At 60.5% G+C, this 17,817-nt stretch carries 17 protein-coding genes; 6 read left to right on the top strand and 11 right to left on the bottom strand.

From position 1 onward, the window contains the following. Positions 1-34 precede the first annotated feature (34 nt). Positions 35-226: a hypothetical protein gene (locus ACILSQ_RS08575; RefSeq protein ID WP_395743186.1), complete on the top strand. Its 192-nt coding sequence runs from the start codon at positions 35-37 to the stop codon at positions 224-226. Then, entirely contained in the window at positions 211-717 is a 507-nt protein-coding gene (locus tag ACILSQ_RS08570; protein ID WP_395743185.1) for a hypothetical protein, read from the top strand. Before ACILSQ_RS08575 ends, ACILSQ_RS08570 begins: the two co-directional genes overlap by 16 nt. Position 718: 1 nt before the next feature. Here ACILSQ_RS08570 and ACILSQ_RS08565 read toward each other — a convergent pair whose 3' ends face one another. Further along, entirely contained in the window at positions 719-2,209 is a 1,491-nt protein-coding gene (locus ACILSQ_RS08565) for an RtcB family protein (protein ID WP_395743184.1), read from the bottom strand. Positions 2,210-2,468: 259 nt separating this feature from the next. On the opposite strand from ACILSQ_RS08565, the gene rtcR reads away from it, so the two are divergent. Further along, positions 2,469-4,064 carry an RNA repair transcriptional activator RtcR gene (gene rtcR, locus ACILSQ_RS08560; RefSeq protein WP_395743586.1) on the top strand — a complete coding sequence of 532 codons (1,596 nt, stop codon included), beginning with the start codon at positions 2,469-2,471 and terminating at the stop codon, positions 4,062-4,064. Positions 4,065-4,068: 4 nt separating this feature from the next. Here the strand turns inward: rtcR and ACILSQ_RS08555 are convergent, their stop codons facing one another. Genes ACILSQ_RS08555 through ACILSQ_RS08545 form a run of 3 tightly spaced genes read right to left on the bottom strand, consistent with a single transcriptional unit; the run spans position 4,069 to position 7,454 of the window. Continuing rightward, positions 4,069-4,815 carry a pseudouridine synthase gene (locus tag ACILSQ_RS08555; RefSeq protein WP_395743183.1) on the bottom strand — a complete coding sequence of 249 codons (747 nt, stop codon included), beginning with the start codon at positions 4,813-4,815 and terminating at the stop codon, positions 4,069-4,071. A 9-nt stretch (positions 4,816-4,824) separates the two neighbouring features. Further along, the gene (gene rsgA / locus ACILSQ_RS08550) at positions 4,825-5,949 is read right to left on the bottom strand and encodes a ribosome small subunit-dependent GTPase A (protein ID WP_395743182.1); all 1,125 of its coding nucleotides are present in this window, start codon (positions 5,947-5,949) and stop codon (positions 4,825-4,827) included. After that, entirely contained in the window at positions 5,937-7,454 is a 1,518-nt protein-coding gene (locus ACILSQ_RS08545) for a glucan biosynthesis protein (protein WP_395743181.1), read from the bottom strand. The genes rsgA and ACILSQ_RS08545 overlap by 13 nt, the downstream gene beginning before the upstream one ends. A gap of 99 nt (positions 7,455-7,553) precedes the next feature. On the opposite strand from ACILSQ_RS08545, the gene ACILSQ_RS08540 reads away from it, so the two are divergent. Continuing rightward, on the top strand, positions 7,554-8,177 hold the full coding sequence (locus tag ACILSQ_RS08540) for a hypothetical protein (RefSeq protein WP_395743180.1): 624 nt from the start codon (positions 7,554-7,556) through the stop codon (positions 8,175-8,177). Here the strand turns inward: ACILSQ_RS08540 and ACILSQ_RS08535 are convergent. The 5 genes from ACILSQ_RS08535 to ACILSQ_RS08515 form a co-directional block, all read right to left on the bottom strand. Then, positions 8,167-8,772: a family 16 glycoside hydrolase gene (locus ACILSQ_RS08535; RefSeq protein ID WP_395743179.1), complete on the bottom strand. Its 606-nt coding sequence runs from the start codon at positions 8,770-8,772 to the stop codon at positions 8,167-8,169. The genes ACILSQ_RS08540 and ACILSQ_RS08535 overlap by 11 nt on opposite strands. Continuing rightward, positions 8,769-9,368, bottom strand: coding sequence for a hypothetical protein (locus ACILSQ_RS08530; protein WP_395743178.1), 600 nt, complete (start codon positions 9,366-9,368; stop codon positions 8,769-8,771). Before ACILSQ_RS08530 ends, ACILSQ_RS08535 begins: the two co-directional genes overlap by 4 nt. Positions 9,369-9,378: 10 nt before the next feature. Next, on the bottom strand, positions 9,379-10,377 hold the full coding sequence (locus ACILSQ_RS08525; protein ID WP_395743177.1) for a C-terminal binding protein: 999 nt from the start codon (positions 10,375-10,377) through the stop codon (positions 9,379-9,381). Between the two features lie 5 nt (positions 10,378-10,382). Beyond that, positions 10,383-11,873 (bottom strand): polysaccharide lyase 6 family protein, encoded by a 1,491-nt coding sequence (locus tag ACILSQ_RS08520; protein ID WP_395743176.1) that lies wholly within the window; start codon positions 11,871-11,873, stop codon positions 10,383-10,385. A 62-nt stretch (positions 11,874-11,935) separates the two neighbouring features. Then, entirely contained in the window at positions 11,936-13,390 is a 1,455-nt protein-coding gene (locus ACILSQ_RS08515; protein ID WP_395743175.1) for a DUF1501 domain-containing protein, read from the bottom strand. A gap of 52 nt (positions 13,391-13,442) precedes the next feature. Here ACILSQ_RS08515 and ACILSQ_RS08510 point away from each other — a divergent pair, with 52 nt between their 5' ends. Together ACILSQ_RS08510 and ACILSQ_RS08505 are read left to right on the top strand one after the other, a co-directional pair. Next, on the top strand, positions 13,443-13,748 hold the full coding sequence (locus tag ACILSQ_RS08510) for a type II toxin-antitoxin system Phd/YefM family antitoxin (RefSeq protein ID WP_395743174.1): 306 nt from the start codon (positions 13,443-13,445) through the stop codon (positions 13,746-13,748). A gap of 41 nt (positions 13,749-13,789) precedes the next feature. Beyond that, positions 13,790-14,092, top strand: coding sequence for a type II toxin-antitoxin system RelE/ParE family toxin (locus tag ACILSQ_RS08505; RefSeq protein ID WP_395743173.1), 303 nt, complete (start codon positions 13,790-13,792; stop codon positions 14,090-14,092). Between the two features lie 2 nt (positions 14,093-14,094). Here ACILSQ_RS08505 and ACILSQ_RS08500 read toward each other — a convergent pair whose 3' ends face one another. After that, positions 14,095-17,028 carry a DUF1553 domain-containing protein gene (locus tag ACILSQ_RS08500; protein WP_395743172.1) on the bottom strand — a complete coding sequence of 978 codons (2,934 nt, stop codon included), beginning with the start codon at positions 17,026-17,028 and terminating at the stop codon, positions 14,095-14,097. Beyond that, positions 17,025-17,726: a FadR/GntR family transcriptional regulator gene (locus ACILSQ_RS08495; protein ID WP_395743171.1), complete on the bottom strand. Its 702-nt coding sequence runs from the start codon at positions 17,724-17,726 to the stop codon at positions 17,025-17,027. The genes ACILSQ_RS08500 and ACILSQ_RS08495 overlap by 4 nt, the downstream gene beginning before the upstream one ends. Positions 17,727-17,817: the final 91 nt, after the last annotated feature.

The raw sequence follows: 17,817 nt of genomic DNA, 5'->3' as shown, positions 1-17,817 counted from the left end.
TGCAGAAAAGGATGAAGAAAGATAGCTTCAGAACATGTCAGCCGGACTTGCCAGCATTGAGGAAAAGCGTGCCGAAGATCGGCAGCGTGTGGCCGAGTACCTCAAGAACCAACGCCCAATCACTCGTGAAAATTGGATGGCGCAGCTTCGCGTGTTTGAATCAGCCGGACGCGACACGGCTTCCGCGTTGCCATTCTGGAAACGCTGGTCATGGCGGCGGAACTGAGACAAACCACGCTTCCATCTGGCTTCGGCCAGACACGGGGTTCGGAACATGAAGTATGGCTGTCGGAGGATCGCCTGCGTGTCATCAAGGCGACTCACGCAGGTGAATTCGGCCGCAAGTATGGACCAGAACGTTTTGCAAGCTTGGAGGAGTATTTGGAACGCATCCGTCTTTTGAATGAAGTTTTCAGCATAGGGTGGCAGGTGGAGGGCTGCTGCGGAGAAAACCGGGCGTTGCGCATCATCACTTCCCAGCCCGCATACTTCGGCAAGCCGCCTGCTCTGGCGGAAATCCGCAACTTCATGCTGGATCGTGGATTTGTGTTTCATCGCACACGTTTTGGTGATGCCTGGTTTCGCAAAGAAGATGGAATGCTGGTTTCAGATGCAGAACCCAAGAATGCCGCGCTCACGGTGAACGGGATCATGCCTTTCGACTTCCTTATCGCCCGGCCCACGTCAGAATTACTGACGCAGGCCGGGATTCGATAAGTCAATCATCCGCCTCCGCCGCATCTTTGATGACGAAGCGGGCCTTCAGTTTGCACACCTGCTGGGCCAGACCGGCGGCCTCCACGCTGCGGAGGACTTCTTTGAAATCCTTGTACGCGTTTGGTGCTTCGTCGATTGGGTACTGGCGGGCATTGAAAAGGATGTCATGGGTGTCAAAGTCGGCATCGACGCTCTTTTGATCGAGCGTACGAGCAGCGGCTTTGCGACCCATGCAGCGGCCGGCGCCGTGGTTCACGCTGTAGCAGCTCTTCACGGCATCGGGCTTCGCCACCATCACCACGGACCCATCGCGCGGATTTCCCGGCAGCAGGATCGGGTGACCGGTGCTGGCAAATGGCGTGTCCTTCAGGGCGTGGTGACCGCCTGGGAAGGCACGTGTGGCCCCCTTGCGGTGCACCCAGGAGAGCTGGTTATCCACCACTTCCTGGCGGGCGATGTTGTGGCTGATGAAGTACACAAGCTGCCCCGTAGTCCCTGGCAGCACCTCCTGGAAGGCCTCCAGCACCAGCGCATTGATCAGCATGTGGTTCACCGTGGCGAAGTTCGCCCCAAGAGCCATGTCATCCAGATACGCGTCCGCCTCGGGCGTCCCCAGCGGTGCATGGACAAGCTGCTTGTCCTCGGCTGGAAACGACAGGCCCCAGGTGCGGAAGAAACCTTCCAGCGCCTTGAACTGGCGCTGCGCCAGGATGTTCCCGAACCCACGCGAACCGCAGTGGCTCAGAAAGGCGACATGATTGTCCTGCAGGCCGAAGACTTCGGCCGTCTGACGCATCGCAGGATCCTCGGCAAGCTGCACCACCTCGCACTCACCGAAGTGGTTTCCACCGCCGTAGGAGCCGAGCTGCATCATCTTGTTTTCAAATCCGGCGAAGCCATTGAACGCACGCATCTTGTCCAGGCGCTCGTGGAGCGTGGAAATCGTACCGTCGTGCCCAAAGTGCGCGCTGTCCTCGCAGCGCAGCGCCCACTCCGGCGGGATGCCGAGTGCTTCGCACACGCTTTTGCTCGCGCCTTCCGTGCACACCTGCACACCGAGAGCCTCGGAAACGCGGCGTGATTTTTTGGCTTCGCGCTGACCACGGCCAGCACCCGTAGGCGTACGCTCCACAATAGCATCGATGAGACGACGACGGACCGTTTTGTCCACGATCGCATCGGCAGGAATGTTCATCTGCAGCAGCGACATGGAGCACTTGATGTCCACGCCCACCGGACCTGGATAGATGTGCGTTGGCGAAACCATCACGCAGCCGACCGGTGCGCCGTATCCGGCGTGCGCGTCAGGGTTGAGCACCAGGTCCGTCACCCCCGGAGCCGAACGCGAGTTCAGCGCCTGGTCGATGCAGGTCTGGTCAAAGCCGGAGCGGATGGCCTCCGTACCGATCACCGTGATCGGTTTACCCGCGTTGTTACGCGCAGGCAGGAAGGCTTCGGCCTCGTTGGTGATGTGGAATGAGGAGTCTGGCATGGTTGGAAAAGTCGTTGTAGGTAGAGTTGCTGTGTATCTTCGATTGTCGTTGTGGCGCTGTTCTCGCCTGGAGTCGGAGAACAACATTCCTTAATGCTAGCGGCGTGCCAAAACCTGGCACGGCGGGGTCCGACGAGGCTGGAGGCCTTGATAAATCAGGGAAAGAAAACTTTTGCAGAGTTCTCAGCGAGCTGTTCCCGCACAATTTAAATTCCATTTATTTATCCTATCCGCTAGTTATTTATCTGTAATGCCACACATCAAGCCCATCATCGCCTTCGGCTTCATCGGATCGACTCTGGACCGGGCTTCCGGTCCCGAAAGATGGTCTAAATGGCGGCCTACAGTGGCGATGTGTCAGCAGGAAGATCTGCTCATCTCACGTCTGGAGTTGCTGGCCGAGCCCAAGTTCATCGACCTGGCGCGGCAGGTGAAGGCGGACATTGAGAAGGTCTCGCCAGAGACGGAGGTGATGGTGCATGCATTCGAACTGAAAGACCCCTGGGATTTTCAGGAGGTGTATGAACGGCTCTATGACTTTGTGCGCGGCTACTCCTTTGATCCTGACAAGGCGGACTACCTGATCCATCTCACCACCGGAACGCACGTGGCGCAGATCTGCTGGTTTCTGCTGAACGAGGCAAACTTCATTCCGGCGCGGCTGCTGCAAACCTCGCCTTCACGCGAAGGCGGGCGTGATGACAGGTCTTCCGGGCGCTATGAAATCATCGATCTCGATCTCTCAAAGTATGACCGTCTTTCCACCCGCTTTGCGCAGGAGCAGGAGCGGACGCTGGACTTTCTGAAGAGTGGCATCGCCACGAAGAGCAGGGGCTTCAACAAGCTCATCGAGCAGATTGAACTGGTGGCCGTGAACTCGAAGGCTCCCATTCTCATCACGGGCCCCACGGGCGCGGGGAAATCGATGCTGGCCTCCCGCATCTACGATCTGCGCCATTCGCGTGCCGGACTCGGCGGCAGGTTTGTCGAAGTGAACTGCGCCACGCTGCGTGGGGATCAGGCGATGTCCGCCCTCTTTGGTCACAAGCGCGGCTCCTTCACCGGCGCGCAATCGGACCGGTCAGGCCTGCTCAAAGAAGCCGACAAAGGCCTCATCTTCCTCGATGAAATCGGCGAACTCGGACTCGATGAGCAGGCCATGCTGCTGCGCGCACTCGAAGACAAAACCTTTCTGCCACTGGGCAGCGACAAAGCGGTGCAAAGCGACTTTCAGCTCATCGCGGGCACCAATCGTGATCTGCGTGCCCAGGTGGCTGCCGGGAAATTTCGCGATGACCTGCTGGCCCGCATCAACCTCTGGACTTTCACACTGCCGGGCCTGGCAGAACGCCGCGAAGACATCGCCGCAAATCTTGATTTTGAACTGGAGCGCTTTGCCAAAACAAACCGGCGCCAGGTGCGCATGAACAAGGAGGCGCGTGAAGCCTTTCTGAAATTTGCACGCAGTCCTGAAGCGAAATGGAGCGCCAATTTCCGCGACCTTAATGCGGCGGTGACACGCATGGCCACGCTGGCCCCCAAGGGAAGAATCACCGTGGCATGCGTGGAGACCGAGGCGGCACGACTGCGCGAAGCCTGGCAGGACACCGGAGCACAGCCACCCCATTCCCAAAACACCACGCTCACTGCCGCCCAGCGGGCGGCGATCGACCCCTTTGATCTGGCTCAACTCGACTACGTGCTCCAGGCATGCAGGGAGAGCAAAACGCTTTCCGATGCCGGACGCAAGCTCTTCGCCATCTCCCGCACCAAGCGCGCCAAAATGAACGACGCTGACAGGCTCAAGAAGTATTTGGCCCGCTTCAAGCTGAGCTGGGATCAGGTGACGCAGTGACCGCTCACGCCTGCGGCTCACGCGACTTCAAAACCTCGTACTTTGTCAGTTCGCGCCATTGCCCCTTCGGCAGATTCCCCAGCACCAGCATGCCGATTTTCACGCGGACGAGGCGAAGGACTTCAATGTTGAAGGCTTCGAGCAGACGGCGGATGTGGCGGTTGCGGCCCTCATCCAGCACCACCTCCAGCCACACATTCTTTTCTCCCGTGCGCAGAATTTTGACCGCCTTGGCGGAGAGATGGCCGCCCAACTCTTCGTCAACGACACCTTGCCTGATCTGCGCGAGACGCTTCTCATCCACCGTGCCGCTGATCTGCACATGGTAGGTCTTGTCGAGGTGCGTGTCGGGATTGGTGATGACATCCGCCCAGACATTGTCATTGGTGAAGAGCAGCATGCCTTCACTCGCCTTGTCCAGCCGGCCCACGGGGGAGAGATGCGGCAGCCTGGAGCCTTCAAAGCAGGAGTACACCGTCTCGCGTCCGAGTTCATCCGAGGCGCTGGTGACGAGCCCCCGGGGCTTGTTGAGCATGACGTAGAGTCGTGGTGCCTGATTGATGCTGACATCGTCCATGATGATGACGTCCTTTTTTAGGATCACCGGAAATTCAGGATTCTTCCGCACCACGAGATTTACCTTCACCTTGCCCATGCGGATCAGCTCGGTGGCGCGGCTGCGCGAGCAAAAGCCGAGCTTTGACATGGCGCGGGCAAGGCCAGTGCGGGTGGGAGGTGGTGGCTGTGACATGGCGGCAGGCTACTTGCGCGGTTTCAAATCGCGCTCGATATCCTCGCGATCCACACGATTGCGCGCTTTGATTTTATGATCGCGCTTGTTGCGGCGTTCCACGGTCACCTGGCGTTTCTTGCGCTGTTTGCGCAGCTTGGCGATTTCATCCTCCAGCTTCAGGTAGCCCTCGTAGCGCTCGGCATCCAGCGTGCCGGCCTCCACGGCGCCGCGAATGGCGCAGCCGGCATCCGTGCCGTGCTTGCAGTCGCCGTATTTGCACTGACGGGCGAGTTCATCGATGTCGGCAAAGCGCTCGCGCAGCGTGGTTTCATTCGTCCACATCTGCACTTCCTTGATGCCCGGGTTGTCGATGATGATGCCGCCCTTGTCGAGCACCAGCAGCTCGCGCGCGGTGGTGGTGTGGCGGCCTTTGCCGGTGATCTCGTTCACCTCGTCCACCCACTGCCAGTCTTCGCCTAGCAGCAGGTTCACCAGTGCGGACTTGCCCACGCCGCTGGAGCCGATCACGGCGACGCTCTGGCCGCGCTTGAAATAATCCTTCAGCACCTTGAGACCCTTGCGCTTCTTCACGCTGGTCACATGCACGTCTGCATCCGCGTTCAGATCACGGATGGCCTGCGCCGCCTCCTGGTTCTGGCTGTCGGGATACAGGTCCGCCTTATTCACCAGCACCACGGCCTTTGCGCCGCTGCGGGCGATGAGGGTGAAGTAGCGCTCCATCCGGCGAAGGCTGTAGTCCGGTCCGGAATCGGTCACGACGATGACTGCGTTCACATTCGCGGCGATCACCTGCTCCTCCGCGCTGAATCCTGAAGCTTTGCGGGAAAAACAGGTCTGCCGCGGCAGGCGGGCGCGGATGATGTTGTCGCCGTTCTCTCCGCCTACCTCCAGCGCCACCCAGTCGCCCACGGCCGGCAGGTCGGCATCCGTTTCAGCATCGTGATAAACCTTGCCGCTCAGGATGACTTCAAACTCATCGAAGCCGTTCGCGCCGTCTTCAAGCAGTGCGCCGTAGCTGATTTTGTTGTCGCGGATGAGGCGCGCAGGTTTCCACCCCTGGGCGCGGCAGGGCTCAAAATGCTTCGCAAAGAAGTCATTCCAGCCCAGGTCGATGAGACTTAGCGACGCCATTGATACATCCAGCGTTCGGAAATGACCTTCTCCTTGTCCTTCAGCTCCATCATGATTTCCAGCAGGTTGGTGCTGTCAGGGATGTCCAGCTTGAAGAAGGCGCGCCAGCCGCCGGTCTCATGGTTGCGCATCACACGTTTGTCCAGAAGCTTCGCCTCACCGGCGCTGAGCACCACGTCAATGTCGGGAGCCCAGTCCTTGGGCTTGCCTTCGCCATTCTCCAGCCCTTTGCCGAAGTCGATGACATACAGGTGGTCGTCGGAATCCATGACAAAGCCGCGCCGTGAGCTGAGCACCCTGCACAGCACCCCTGGCAGGTGCTGGTCCAGCCAGTGCAGCTTGTACTCCACCTTCATCGCCTCCGCGGGTGTTGCGGGAAGCTGGTCAGGTTTCCACATGGCCACGATGTTGTCCCAGGTCTCCTCACCGGTGGAAAGCTCCACCAGAGTCACCGCCCCTTTGCCAAAGCCGCTCACCGGTTCCACCCAGACGGCCGGGCGGCGGTGGTAGTTGGCCTCAAGATCCTGGAAGTTGTTGAAGTCGCGATCACGCTCTGCGAGGCCGAAGCCTTTGAGCTTGTCCGTTTCAAAAATACTCAGGCGCATGTCGCGGCTGACATCCAGCGGACGCCAGATGGAGGGCCCGTCCTGAATTTCCACCTGCAGACCGTCTGAATCATGCACCTCCGGCCGGAAATCATAGGGCTTGGGGTGGGAGTTCTCGCCAAACCAAAACATGCTGGAGAAAGGCGCGATGCCGAGCATTTTGACCGCCTTGCGCAGATGCAGCGTGGATTTGATCCTCATCTCGGTGCTGATTCCGGGGGTGGACTCAAACTCATACGCACCGGTGATGCTGGGGCCATTGAGCAAGGCGAGCAGCTTGAAGGACTTGTCTCCGACTTTCGGCTGCTGAAACCAGAAATGCGTGAAGTCGGGAAACTCCTCCGGTTCGCCCCCGATGGTGTTCACCGCCACACCGCGCGCGGAGATGCCGTAGCCGAGCTGCGTGGTCACCGCCCGGTAGTAGCTGGCGCCCATGAAAACCATGAATTCAAAAGGCCGCTTCACCAGCGAGTCTGGCGCCAGCACGCGAAAGCCCGCGTAGCCCACGGGATTTTTCGCATCCGCGGGCACCTTGAGTTCGCCGTAGTCAAAGTGACTGCCATCAAACGGCACGCCGACAGTCTGGGGCTCCTTGATGTCATAAAAGACCACCGGCTTCTTGAACATCCAGCCTGGATGGAAGAACTCGACACGGAAAGTATCGCCCTGGTCGGCGAACAAGGCCTTGTCCCGCAGGAAGCGGATCTGCCTGTGGCCGTCGTACTTCAGCCCCTCGAAAAACGGGTCCAGCTGCTGCGTGGGTGCCTGGTAGGGCTGCATGGCCAGTTGCGCAGCCACTTTTTCGAGATCGGCAAAGCCTTTGACCGATTCAAGGGTGACCTGAGCCGGGCTCGGCGATGCGGACAGTACCAAGGCAGCAAACGGGAGGAAGTATTTCATGCGGGAGGGGTGCGCTAGGATGCAGCACACAGGATGCCAGTCAACCGGCGTGGAAAGAAGGCCTTGCCAAAGCTTTGGCCGGCATTGCATCCTTGCAGCATGTCTCCTTCCCCTGCCCCGAAGCTGCTGCCAGTTCTTCTGTTTAACGGCGCCTACATGGTCGCAGCCATCGCTGGAGCGGTCGTTCAAGGGAACCGCGAGTTCATCTTTTACATCGTGGTCATGCTCGTGCTGATCAGCGTCATGGGTGCTGTTCATCGCCGGGTGAGGCTCACCACACCGCTGCTATGGGCCTTTTCGGTGTGGGGACTGGCCCATATGGCTGGCGGCCTTTGTCCCCTGCCCGCAGGCTGGCCGTACAACGGGGAGCAGGCGGTGCTCTACAGCTGGTGGATCTTCCCTCACTGGCTGAAATACGACCAAATCGTGCATGCCTATGGGTTTGGTGTCACCACCTGGCTGTGCTGGCACCTTCTGAGCACCAGGCTGCGCCAGTCAGACGGAGGTGCCGTACGTCCGACGTTCGGCATGCTCACTCTTTCCGCGGCGGCGGGCATGGGTTTCGGCGCGCTGAATGAAGTGATCGAGTTCATCGCCGTGCTGACGATTCCGAACACCAACGTCGGCGGTTACGAAAACACGGGCTGGGATCTGGTTTCCAATCTCGTGGGGGCCGTCATCGCAGCGGTGATCATCCGCCGCTGCCACCGGGTCAGCCGCTGACCTTCAGTGAACGAAACTCCAGGGCTCCCGCTTTTTCACCTTCGGGACCTCCTGAATCCCCACCCAGCCCGAAGGTCTGCTTTTCCTCCGCAATGCAGGGATGGCTGGCGGTGAAGGTCTTTCCATCAATGGTGGCGGTTAGGGTTTCTCCTTTGAACTCCATCTTCACATGATGCCACTCGCCCGTGGAAAGGACGTTCGACTGCTTGAGCAGCTCCACATTCTCACCCTTTTTCGGGTGGGCCAAAATACGCACTGCGTCCTTGCCCATCACCAGATGTACGATGTGCCCGCGCTCCTGAGAGCCGTTGAAAATGATCCCGGCAAACGTCGCCTTGCCCTCCAAGCGGAAATCGCATTCGAGCACAGCATCCTTGAGCACCAGCTTGCGCATTTTCACCGGGCCATGGCGGCGCGTGCCCGACTCAAAACCGCGCAGAACACCATCCTTGGAGGTCCAGGTACCCAGACCCCAGAACCAGTCTTTGGAAAGCTCCGCGGTGAACTTTTCTTCCAGCAGCACCTGCGGCTCGGCACCCGGCAGTTCACCACCAGCCACGAACAGCAGGCCGAGAAAGCAAAGAAGGCGCTTCATGGCTTTGTCTCGCCGCTGATCTTGAGATTGCGCACCTTCACGGACTTCCCTGCCGCCAGCCAGCTGCGCGCTTTTGCGGTCGCAAAATACGGATGCTGCGCCTTCAGCTCCTGCCCGTCGAGATTGGCGGCCATCTGATCCCCCTGCCATTCCACACGCAGCTTGTGCCACTCGTTGGGCTTCACCGTCATCGGCAGCTTGGCGATAGTGTGCGACGGGGCCACGGTATCTTCCGCGATGCTTAGCTGCGTGGCTGTGACCACCACGCGGCCGACGTGCTTGGCGGAATCGCACCCCACGAGAAACGTTCCCGGTCCTTCGATCATAAACTCCACTTCGATGGTGGCGCTGGCCAGCCCTACTTTGTGATGCAGCACCGGGATGTGCTTCTGCTCCGGCAGGTCCAGCACACCGAGCACCCCGTTTTCGGGTGTCCACTTTCCTTTGGCGATGCTGAAGCTTGCATCCAGCGGCCCCTTGAAATCTGGCGCGGCGAGAACCGGCAGCGGGTGGTCATGCAGCAACGGTTTGGCCTCCTGTGCCCAGGAGATTGAAATGAGTGCAAAAGAAGCGGCGAGCAAATGACGGAGTTTCATGGTGGGTGGATCAAATAGGGGTTCCAGTGGAGCAAACGCCGTTCACGACGTTTTCCAGCAGCTCATTGCGCACTGCGGCAAGAGCGATGCGTGCGGAGGTGCTGCGCATTTCGATCTTGCTCTCCACACTGCAGAAGGCCGCGTGACAGGTGGCGATGAGGTTTGACGTGGCCGCTTCCTCCACAGTCCGCAGCGGCTCATCTTCGATGACATCCAGGCCCGCACCCGCAATGCGGTTTTCACGCAGCGCAGCGAGGATGGCGTCTTTTTTTATGACCCCACCGCGGGCGGTATTGACCACGAAGGCACCGGGTTTGAGCAGCGCCAGCTCACGCTCAGAAATCAAATGCCTCGTCTCTCCATTCAGCGGGCAGTGCAATGAGAGGACATCGGTTTGCGCGAGAAGCTCATCCAGCGTGCGGACGCGAGTCAGACCCACCGCCTTGTCCGCTCCGTTCGGAAGATAGGGATCATGGAAGATGACGCGGAAGCCAAGCGCCTTGGCACGCAGCGCAGTCGCCGTGCCGATGCGCCCCAGACCCACGACGCCAAAAGCGAGGGTGCTGAGGCGGCGGAGCTTGGGCGTGACGCGGATGTTCCAGCCAAGCTGCTTTGCCTCGGCATCCAGCGGCATGATTTGACGGCACAGCGCCATGGCGAGGGCGATGGCATGGTCCGCGACTTCTTCCGTGCCGTAGTCCGGCACATTGCACACGGCGATGCCGCGCTCCCGCGCCGCAGCCACATCCACGCTGTCGAAGCCCACCCCATTGCGGATGATAGCACGGCAGTTCTTGAGCTTCGCGATGCCTTTGGCCGTGAGAGGCATGTTGTGCCAGATGATGATGGCATTGGCCCCGCAGACTTCATCCGTCAGATCCGCATCGGTTTCACAAAGCGTGCGCGAGACGCGCGCCGCGTCCCCGATGATCTGGCGTTCGATGGTGGATTCAGGATCTCCCTGCGGCGAGGTGGTCCAGTCAATGATGGCGATGTGAGGCTGAGGCATGAGATTTAAGGGGCGTCCGGACCAACTTTGTCCGCGGTCAGCATGGCGTGTTTGGCGGCTTCCTGGCTGAACTCCTCAGCGCCGATGTCGGCGGGAGTTTTCCGTGCGTGACCAAAGATGTCGTCCGAAATTTTTGCAGCAGCTTCGCTGGCGGCATCGATGGCCGGACTCTTGGCGGTCAGACGCCAGGGCCCTTCACCCTTTTTCTCCAGGAGCGATTGCGGCTCTGCGAAGCGGAACCAACCAGCCCATTCAGCCGTCGACGCCGGTTCGACCGTGGAAGCCATGTTGCCTTGCGCCTTGAGATCACGCATCATCCCAAGGTTGATGAGCGGTGTGGACATGAGCTTGGTACGCACGATCAGGTTGTTGATGAAGATGCAGGCGGTGGGAATGTGCTGCCGCCCCTTCTCTTCTTTCTCAAAACCAAACTGCAGCGGCGCACAGTCCACCCAGGTGTTGTGGGCGATCCAGCACTTCGTCGGTGAAGTCGCGGTGTTGTCGTCGTACTTTTTGCCGATGTTCTCCGTGGTGGGCGTGTCATGCATGCCGGGCACCAGGGCAAACGGCGCATCGTGGCGTCTGCCGGTCAGGCCCTGGAAGTAGTTGTTGAAGACACGATGCTCATACCCGTAGAGCTTCACGCCGCCAAATCCGGGTCCATCTTCCGTGGCGATGATGAAATTGCCGGAGACTTCGGTGCGGTTCCCCAGGCGCATGCAGATCGCCCCCCGGCAGTTGATGAGAGTATTGCGGCGCACAATGTTGTCGGAAGACTTGAGGGACATGAGCTCGTCCTCGCCGCTGCAGTGCTCCAGGAGATTGTCCTCAATGGTCGTGAAGGAGCTGCGTCCCGATGCCCCGAGATCATTGCCTCCCGTGCGGATGGTCTCATGCCCGTTCTCGCCATTGGCAAACACCACATCCCGAAAATGATTATGATCCACGCGGTCATGTTGCGAGCACACCAGCGCCTCGTCATCACCGCGCACAAACACCGGGCTGCCGCGGTTGACTTTGCGCTCAAACAAATTGTGGTCGATGCGGTTGTCGCCGCTGTTCGCACCGTCCACGGTTACCCAGTGTTCCCAGTGTTTCGGCTTCGCACGCTCGACGGGACGAAACGTGTTCCGTGTCACCCGCACATGGTGGCAGTTTTGCAGCATCACCGACTGCTGGTCGGCATCGTGGATAAAAACAAAGCCTTCGAGAAGCACATGCTCGCAGCCTCTGAGAGTGAACCCGGCCGTGCCATCGATCAGCGCCTTGCCTCGATGCTGCGCACGGATGACGATGGGCTTTTCCTCCGTGCCCTTTTTCCCCACAATCTTCATTCCGCCCTTCGCCGTGTAAGTGCCGTCCGCCACCTCAACGACTGAGCCCGGAGCCAGTGCGGAGAAGGTTTTGCTGAACGCTCCGATCGAATCCACCACCTCGGAACTGGCCGGGCTGGAAGTCAGCAGCAGAGCCGCCAGAAGTGCGTGGGAGTGTCTCATTTCCATTCAGGGATGGTCACAAACTGAGATGCGCCGCCAGGTCTTCCAGAAAATTTGCGCCTTCAGGCAAGGATGTCTTCGATGACATGCCCATGCACATCGGTCAGACGGCGCTGGATGCCGTTGTTATACACGCTGAGCCTTTCGTGATCGATGCCCAGCAGGCGCAGAGCGGTGGCATGCAGATCATAGCAGTAGGCGGGGTTCTCCGCCGCTTTGGAGCCCAGATCATCAGTGCTGCCATAGGCCGTGCCGCCCTTGACTCCGCCACCGGCCATCCAGGCGGTAAAAGCACCCGAGTTGTGGTCCCTTCCCTTCCCCTGCGCCGCAGGCTGGCGGCCAAACTCGCTGGTGCAGATGATCAACGTGCTGTCCAGCATGCCGCGTGATTTGAGATCCCGCAGCAGCGCGGCGGCTCCTGTGTCCAGCACCTGGCCCCAGTAGCCGTGATCCCTCACCAGGTCTTCGTGGCTGTCCCAGTTCGGGCGGATCTTCTTGGCCGTGGTGTTTTCCGCCCCGCAGTAGATCTGAACAAAGCGCACGCCGCGCTCCACCAGCCGCCGCGCCAGCAGGCACTGCCGCCCAAACGGGCCGATGTCTTCGTGCTCGAGCTGATAGAGCCGCTTGGTGGCGTCCGTCTCGCCACGCAAATCGGTGACTTCCGGAGCGCTGAGCTGCAGGCGCGCAGCGAGTTCATAGGCGGAAATGCGCGCCTCCAGCTCCGTATTGCCCGCACGCTCGGCAGCATGGCTTCGGTTCAGCGTTTGCAGGAGATCCCGGCTCGTCTGCTCACTTTCACCGCGCAGTTGCGCAAAGTTCTTGGGAGGAAACAGATCCGCGATCGGCGGCTTTTCGGCATCGGTTTGCAAAGTGGTGCCTTGATGCACCGCAGGCAGAAAGCCTGCGCCCCAGTTAATCACCCCGCCGGGCGGCAGACCGCGCGAATCCGGCAGCACCACGAAGGCGGGAAGGTTTACACTCTCGCTGCCCAGCCCATACGTCACCCACGCGCCCATGCTGGGGAAGCCGGGCAGGATGAAGCCGGTGTTGGCCATGAACATCGCCGGCCCGTGCAGCGCGCTTTTGCTCTGCATCGAGTGGATGAAGGCCATATCATCCACGCAGCCCCCAAGCTGCGGAAAGAGATCGCTGATCCAGCGCCCGCACTCCCCATGCTGGCGAAAGGGCCAGTAGCTTCCCTGGCAGTTGCCCGGCTTGGAGGCAAAGAACTGCATCTTTCCATCCGGATCAAAGGGCTTGCCGCTGCGCTTTGCCAGCTCCGGCTTGTAATCCCACGAGTCCACATGGCTGAGCCCGCCGGGGCAGAAAATCTGAATCACCGCACGCGCCTTGGCCGGCAACGGCGGACGCCTGGCCGCGAGCGGATTGGTGGCCGCCTGAGCGTCGCTCAGCATCGTCGAGAGCGCGACTGCGCCCAGGCCACCGCCAAGTTCCCAAAGGAAATCACGACGTGAGACGGCTCGTTTGTGACGGCGGCAGGAAAAAGGAGACTTCATGGGGTGGGAAATGTCATTGTTACCGCACATTATTCTGTGCTACGATGCAGCTATGAATCTGGTTTTCGATCAAGACATCGTCAGTCTCACCGACTTTGCCCGCCGGACGCGCGAACACACGGTTGAATTGAAAAAGCATGGCAGACCTCGTGTTCTCACCCATAACGGCAAAGCGGCGGCTGTGGTTCTCTCCGTCGAGGCTTACGAGAAGCTGGCGCATGACGCCGAGGAACGTCGGGCCGACTTGCGGCTTAAGTCCGCTCTGGACAACTATGCCAAGGGGAAACGAGGCATGCCGCTTGATCAAGCTTTTGCACAAATCCAGCGGCAGGCAGCAAAACGGAGAGCGGCGCGATGAACTGTTCTGTAACCCTCTCATCCTAGGGGCAGGCGGACATTGTGGAACAAATCGAATGGTTTGAGTCCGATGAAAACCACGGTGGTGAAGATTTGGCACAGGCATGGTTGCTGAAATTGCACAAAGCTCTGGCGGGCCTCGGTCAGATGCCAGGCAAGCATCCTCCGGCACCCGAAAACGGGAGGTGGCGGCCTGAGTTCGAAGTTCGCCAGCTGTTGTTTCGTCCGTGGAAGTCAGGCATCGGCTGGCGGGTGCTGTTTGTGATCGACGAGCCAAAACGACAGGTGACCGTGCTCCAGATTCGGCACGAACGCCGACGCTGGATGTTTGAGGTGGAAGAATAAGATCAGTCCACATACACAAACTCGTTCGCATTGAGCAGCATGCGGCACAGGGCAAAGAGTCCCTGTTCCGAAACAAGGTGAGTCGCCGCGTTGAGCTCATCCGCTTTAGGTTCACGCTGGAAGCACAACTGAAACGCCCGCCGGATCCCAGCGGCGCGTGACTCGGTTTCATTTTCGATCCGCGTGGCGAGGCTCTGCGCCTGCTGCAGCATGAACTCATTGTTGCTCAAAGTGAGCGCCTGCAGCGCGGTGGTGGTCTGCGCGCGCGCGGGGGTGAGGTTGGCCGGGTCAGGACAGTCCAGCGTGGCCATAAACTGGTGCGGAGTGGTGCGCACGACGAACCGATAAATGCTTCGTCGCAGGAGGTCAGGCTTGTCCGGTGTGATGTAGTCGTAGATCGGCGCGTAGGCTTCGGTGAAATTGAAGTCGCGGTAGCCGGGGCCGCCCATGGCCGGGTTCAGCGTTCCGGCAGTGCTAAGCACCGCATCATGCATGGATTCAGCATCGAGCCGCCGCGGATTCTGCCGCCAGAGCAGGCGGTTCTGCGCATCCACGCGGCTCGCCCCATCATTCTTCACCACCGACTGCTGCCGGTACGCGGAGCTCATCACGATGAGCTTGTGCAAGTGCTTCAAGGACCAGCCGCCGCACAGGAATTCATCCGCCAGCCAGTCGAGCAGTTCAGGATGCGAAGGTTTGTCACCGCCAAGGCCAAAGTCGCTGGGTGTGGTGACAAGACCCTGGCCGAAATGGTGATGCCACAGGCGGTTCACCAGCACACGGCGCGTCAGTGGATTGTCGCGCTGCGTGATCCACTCCGCCAGTTTGCGGCGGCGTTCACCTTCCGGCGTTGCGTTGGTGCCGAAATCGCTGCTCGCGTGCGGGGCCCACGCAAACGCACCCGGCTGCACCTCCTGCTGCAAATCCTCCGCATTGCCCCGCCGCTGCACCTGGATCACGGCCGGCTTTGGCTCGCTCACCACCGCATAGACCTTCGCCTGCTCTGGCAGGGCTTTGAGAGAAGCATCCAGTTTGACCACTTTCGCACGCAGGTGCGTGAGCCGTTCCTGCTCGGCAGCGGAAAGCCGGCTGTGCTCCACCTGAGGCACCAGCCGCGCATCTCCAAGAAACAGCAGATCGCTGCTGATGCCATCTCCGCCATCCGTGGCAATGAGCGTGAGCGTCTTCGCCGTCGCCGGAACCGCGATGTCCAGGTGGGTAAACTCATCCTTGCGCATCTTGAGCCTCTGAAAGCTGCGCTCCGCATCCACATACACGGTGAAGTCCGCGCGCGAGGCCGCGGCACCCGCGTCCGCACCGAAGCCAAGGGCCGCGGTGAGATGCATGGCGCCAAGCCCGCTGCTCTGACGGATCTTTTCGAGATCAAAGGTGATGCCGCTGTTCGCATGCAGGCCCAGGATGGAATGATCCTTCTCTGCGTAATCCACCCCGCCAATCTTCGTGCTGCGCTGCGCGTTGAGCGCGCCGTTGCGGATGACGTCCCAGGTGTGCCCGTTGGTGGCGGGCAGCCCTTTGACTTCCTGCTTGGCGGCCACGGGCACCGGGTTGCGGCCATCCGGCACGAACACCCAGGACACAAGCCGCTCCGTGTCCTTCACCTCGGCGGGCCATTCGATGCGCTGCAGCCGGTTCGTCTGAATGTCCCGGTGATAGCCCAGCTTGCCAGTCGTGAGATTCCCGGTGCGCAAGTCGATCCCACGGCCTTTGACACCGGCTCCCACCATGTCCGCCAGATCGAGACCGTCTCCAGCGAGCTTCGCGATTTCCGCCCGCGTAGCCGCCAGCTCCTCCGTGAGTCGCGCCTTTTCTCCGGCGATGTGTTTCGCCTCGGCGCTGTCCACCTCCCGGTCACCACGCTTCACTCCGGCAAACACCGCCCACAGGCGATAGTACTCCTCCTGCTTGATGGGATCCAGCTTGTGATCATGGCAGCGCGCGCAGTTGATCGTGATGCCCATCGTGGACGTGATCACCTGCGTGACCATGTCATCGAGATCGCCCGCACGGGCTGCACGCTTGAGCATATCGCTTTTCGTCTCCACCTGACCGACATAGTCCCACGGCCCGGCGGCAAGGAATCCGGTGGCGATGACAGCCTGCGGGTCATTGGCCGCGATCACATCTCCCGAGATCTGCTCGCGGATGAACTGATCGTAGGGCTTGTCGGCATTGAGCGCGGCGATGACGTAATCGCGGTAGCGCCACGCATTGGGGCGCAGCTGGTCGCGCTCAAAGCCATGCGTGTCGGCGTAATGAGCGATGTCCAGCCAGTGCCGCGCCCAGCGCTCACCGTAGTGGGGAGAGCGCAGCAGTTCATCCACCAGCTTTTCGTAGGCTTTCGGATCCGCATCCTTCGCAAACCGCTCCACCCGCTCTGGTGCAGGTGGCAGGCCGGTCAGGTCAAAGCTCAGGCGGCGGATCAAAGTGCGGCGGTCCGCCTCAGGCGACATCGTGAGATTTTTCTCAGCCAGCTTCGCCGCGATCAGAGAATCAATGGACGCGCCCTCCACCCTGCGCACGGGCTGCACCGCCCAGTGCTGCAGCCGCTTGTCCACCGCAGCAGCCTTGTCCGCCGCGTTCTCTGGCCACACGGCTCCGGCGGCGATCCAGGCACGAACCAGCGCGATCTGAGTTTCTGAAAGCGGCTCCCCCTTGGGCGGCATCCGCTCGTCATCATCGGCGGAGGCAATGCGCTGAAGCAGCAGGCTGTGGGCCGCGTCACCGGCCACAATGGCCTTCCCCTCATGTCCCCCTTTGAAGGCAAAGACCTTCGCATCCAGGCGCAGCTCGCCCTTCTGCTTTTTCTCGCCATGGCACTCCACGCAATGCCGCTGCAGCAGCGGGCGGATGTCCTGGTCGAAATCGACGGCCAGCGCAGGAATCGCGGCCGCGAGGATGAAGAGAGCGGTTTTCATCGTTTGCCCTTCGCTTTGTTCCCGAGGTCACGCGCCGCCTCGTCCATGTGGTGTTTCATTGCCTCGGCGGCAGCGGCAGCATCGTGCGCAGCCACGGCATTCAGAATGGCGGCATGGTGGTCGATGGCGCGCTGCCTGCCCACATTGCCAATCGTCACGCGGCGGCTTTCGCGACCGAGATCCGCCAGCGACTCCAGCATGAGCTTCAAGATCTCATTCCCCGCGATGCGGGCCAGCGTGCGGTGGAAATCAATGTCCGCCTCCACCGCCTCATCATGTGACTCCGCCGCCAGGAGGCGCTCATGAATGCTCCGCAGCTGCTTCACATCCGCGGCCCTGGCCTTCAGCGCAGCCTGCCTTGCGATCTCGGGCTCGATCGCGCTGCGCGCTTCGATCAATTGGCGCAGCCTCTCCGGCAGTTCCGGAAGCAGAATCGACAACGATCCGCTCAGCGGCTTGTGCAGCCGGTTCACCGCCCGGATGCCGCTGCCGTGGCGGATCTCCAGCAGCCCCTGCAGTTCCAGCCTCTTTGTCGCCTCACGCAATACGGTGCGGCTTACTCCGAGCCGCTCGGCCATCTGCCGCTCCGGCGGCAGCCTGCCATCACCGGCTTCGACTTCATCACGCAACTGCCGTGCGAGGCGCGAGCAGACCTGCTCGACGAGTGAAGGGGAGGATTTCAGCGGGGAAATGGTCATGGAATTGGTAGGAGGTCATACCAATTACGGCAAACCAGCCCGGATCTTTCTTCGTTCCGCTTTTCACGACCGGCTCTGCATTCGCTTCCTT

The organism is Prosthecobacter sp., from assembly GCF_044227185.1.
Classification (GTDB): Bacteria; Verrucomicrobiota; Verrucomicrobiia; order Verrucomicrobiales; family Verrucomicrobiaceae; genus Prosthecobacter.
This window is presented reverse-complemented; position numbering and strand designations above follow the sequence as displayed.

What these genes read in the sequence shown, in the direction of transcription:
- ACILSQ_RS08575 (WP_395743186.1), top strand. Translation starts at nt 35, where the DNA reads ATGTCAGCCGGACTTGCCAGCATTGAGGAAAAGCGTGCCGAAGATCGG.
- ACILSQ_RS08570 (WP_395743185.1), top strand. Translation starts at nt 211, where the DNA reads ATGGCGGCGGAACTGAGACAAACCACGCTTCCATCTGGCTTCGGCCAG.
- ACILSQ_RS08565 (WP_395743184.1), bottom strand. Translation starts at nt 2,209, where the DNA reads ATGCCAGACTCCTCATTCCACATCACCAACGAGGCCGAAGCCTTCCTG.
- ACILSQ_RS08555 (WP_395743183.1), bottom strand. Translation starts at nt 4,815, where the DNA reads ATGTCACAGCCACCACCTCCCACCCGCACTGGCCTTGCCCGCGCCATG.
- rsgA (WP_395743182.1), bottom strand. Translation starts at nt 5,949, where the DNA reads ATGGCGTCGCTAAGTCTCATCGACCTGGGCTGGAATGACTTCTTTGCG.
- ACILSQ_RS08545 (WP_395743181.1), bottom strand. Translation starts at nt 7,454, where the DNA reads ATGAAATACTTCCTCCCGTTTGCTGCCTTGGTACTGTCCGCATCGCCG.
- ACILSQ_RS08540 (WP_395743180.1), top strand. Translation starts at nt 7,554, where the DNA reads ATGTCTCCTTCCCCTGCCCCGAAGCTGCTGCCAGTTCTTCTGTTTAAC.
- ACILSQ_RS08535 (WP_395743179.1), bottom strand. Translation starts at nt 8,772, where the DNA reads ATGAAGCGCCTTCTTTGCTTTCTCGGCCTGCTGTTCGTGGCTGGTGGT.
- ACILSQ_RS08530 (WP_395743178.1), bottom strand. Translation starts at nt 9,368, where the DNA reads ATGAAACTCCGTCATTTGCTCGCCGCTTCTTTTGCACTCATTTCAATC.
- ACILSQ_RS08525 (WP_395743177.1), bottom strand. Translation starts at nt 10,377, where the DNA reads ATGCCTCAGCCTCACATCGCCATCATTGACTGGACCACCTCGCCGCAG.
- ACILSQ_RS08520 (WP_395743176.1), bottom strand. Translation starts at nt 11,873, where the DNA reads ATGAGACACTCCCACGCACTTCTGGCGGCTCTGCTGCTGACTTCCAGC.
- ACILSQ_RS08515 (WP_395743175.1), bottom strand. Translation starts at nt 13,390, where the DNA reads ATGAAGTCTCCTTTTTCCTGCCGCCGTCACAAACGAGCCGTCTCACGT.
- ACILSQ_RS08510 (WP_395743174.1), top strand. Translation starts at nt 13,443, where the DNA reads ATGAATCTGGTTTTCGATCAAGACATCGTCAGTCTCACCGACTTTGCC.
- ACILSQ_RS08500 (WP_395743172.1), bottom strand. Translation starts at nt 17,028, where the DNA reads ATGAAAACCGCTCTCTTCATCCTCGCGGCCGCGATTCCTGCGCTGGCC.
- ACILSQ_RS08495 (WP_395743171.1), bottom strand. Translation starts at nt 17,726, where the DNA reads ATGACCATTTCCCCGCTGAAATCCTCCCCTTCACTCGTCGAGCAGGTC.